The following is a 2,192-nucleotide window of genomic DNA, read 5'->3' as shown; positions in this document are numbered from 1 at the left end:
TTTGCAGCTTTTGCAAGTTCAGAAAGTGTATTATCCATCCACAAAAAAATATCCTCCACTTGTACTGTAATTTAGTTAGTGCAAGCACCTTTCTTATAATGTAGCCATCTCTAACGAAGGAGTTCGTTGGTGATGGCTTATTTAATTGTTCGTTATTTATATTAATTCCTTTAAGCTGTAGGCGACGACTCCAGTGGGATTACTTCTATTCGATTCGAGTTCAAAAGAATAGCAATAATGAATTTGATTCAGCTAGTAAAATTTAAATTATTAGTTTAAGGAAATCTCTAAGCTATATTACACAGAAGAGTTATTTAAACAGTTAAATAGATAAATAATATCGACATAATTTCCGTTTCTGTGTCTATTGCTTATACATCCACCGGTGATTTTACATAACTTAAAACAGAAATGAATTAATTTCGCAAAAAATGAATGGAGGAAATTTTAAATGAATGAAGAGAACGGTTTAAACAATGGCGATTTGTCCAATGTTTACCCATGTCCGGTAGATAATGCAAGGTCTCTACCACAATTACAGGATGATCCTGTTGATCCTTGCGTAGTACCTGATAATTTTTACCCAATTATTAAGGTACCAGCTGTATTGGCGGAAACTACAATTCAAATAGTAGTAGAAGCAGATATATCATTAGATCCACCTGCAAGCGAAATCAAAAGAGTACACAAGGATGTGTTCCTAACACAATGTAAGCTTGTACCGGTAAGGTTTGATCCGATGGATTCTTGCGATGGCTCTCGCAGAGTTACTAGAGCTAAATTATTTGTTGAAGGATTTATTAGAAAGGACATCGAATACGCAACTGATGATTGTAACGGTGTAATTTACGATCGTATTGCTTCCGTGCCTTTCACAGGCTTTGCTGACCTAAATGGGTCTGATTTTATTCTATACCCTATCATAACTAAATCTTCTGAAAGCCAATCCCGTTTCATTAATCCGAAAAACAGTGAAATGCCTCGTTTAGATAAGTATTTCTTTGAGAACAGTACTTTCTATAATGAGCAGCCTTATTGTGAATTGGTAAAAGCAGAGTTTTTTGAACTTGACTACTCTCCGTGTTTAGTAGATATGCGCGATACTTTTGATACGCTTACAGAGAAAATGGTAGTAGACCTAACTTTAAAAGTACTGCAAATTAGACAAGTAAGAGTACGGTCAGAGGGGTAAAAATTTAAAACAAAGCCCTATTTGGGTGGGCGTGTGCTTAAATATGTATAATGATATATACATTTTTAAAAGGGGAGTGCTCTAAAAGTCAGAAATGTGGCTTTTATGAGTAGTCCCTCTAACGCCTTGTCCATACATAGAAACTTCTACAGCTTGTAAACGAAGAGACGATCAACAAGTGTAAGATTATAAAAACGAAAAGAGAGACTGTTTATATGAACAGTCTCTCTTGCTTCGTATACTTTTATAAAATTATAGTTACCAGAATTTATAACCTTTTGAACCTGGAGGAGCATTTTGAATCATATCAAACACCGGAACCGTATAAGCAAATAAAATTAAGAAAATACAAATCGTTAACCATATTTTCCAATTTTCAAGTGCCATAGGTGTTTTTTCTGCATTTTCGGATACTTCTCCAATTGGAAATTCTGTATCACCTTTAGGAGCAAACCATACTAATTGAGCTACTATATATAAAACTAAGATGATACCGATGAATAGAATTGTACCACCAACTGCTTGCGCGACCTGGTAGGGAACCCAATCGGCTGCCTGGGCTGATTCACCATAGGTTGAGAAATCTGACCGGCGGGGGGCTCCCAGTAATCCAGCAATATGCATTGCCCCAGACATGATGGACATACCTACTGCCCAAACAATACCTTGTATAATAGCTAGCTTATTCATTTGTTTCGTCAACACTCTACCAGTAAGATGGGGGATTAACCAATAGGCTGCTCCAAAGAATGTTAAAACGACAGTTGTTGCTAAAGTAAGATGGAAATGACCAGTAACCCAGATAGTATTATGTACTACTTGGTTCATTTGGTTAGAGGCATTGATAATACCACCAGCCCCAGCAGGGATGAAGGCAGCCATTCCGATAAATGGTACAAGGAATCGCGCATCCTTCCAAGGTAACTTTTTAAACCAGCCAAATACGCCTTTTCCTCCAAGCTGTCTTCCACGAATCTCAAATGTAGCAAACATAGAGAAA

The 2,192-nt window shown here is 36.8% G+C and carries 2 protein-coding genes; one reads left to right on the top strand and one right to left on the bottom strand.

What is annotated here, in order from left to right; genetic code table 11:
- Positions 1 to 451: 451 nt before the first annotated feature.
- Positions 452 to 1,192, top strand: coding sequence for a CsxC family protein (locus AC06OU_RS11900; protein ID WP_475856018.1), 741 nt, complete (start codon positions 452 to 454; stop codon positions 1,190 to 1,192).
- A 258-nt stretch (positions 1,193 to 1,450) separates the two neighbouring features.
- On the opposite strand, the gene AC06OU_RS11895 is transcribed toward AC06OU_RS11900, so the two are convergent.
- Positions 1,451 to 2,192: cbb3-type cytochrome c oxidase subunit I (locus AC06OU_RS11895; RefSeq protein ID WP_475856017.1), on the bottom strand; the 742-nt coding region annotated here is incomplete at its 5' end.

It is taken from the genome of Psychrobacillus sp. (genome assembly GCF_056205495.1).
The sequence above is the reverse complement of the archived record's forward strand: the minus strand, read 5'-3'. Positions and strand labels throughout refer to the sequence as shown.

Excerpts from the sequence above, each read along its gene's own strand:
- AC06OU_RS11900 (WP_475856018.1), top strand. The coding sequence starts at position 452 with ATGAATGAAGAGAACGGTTTAAACAATGGCGATTTGTCCAATGTTTAC.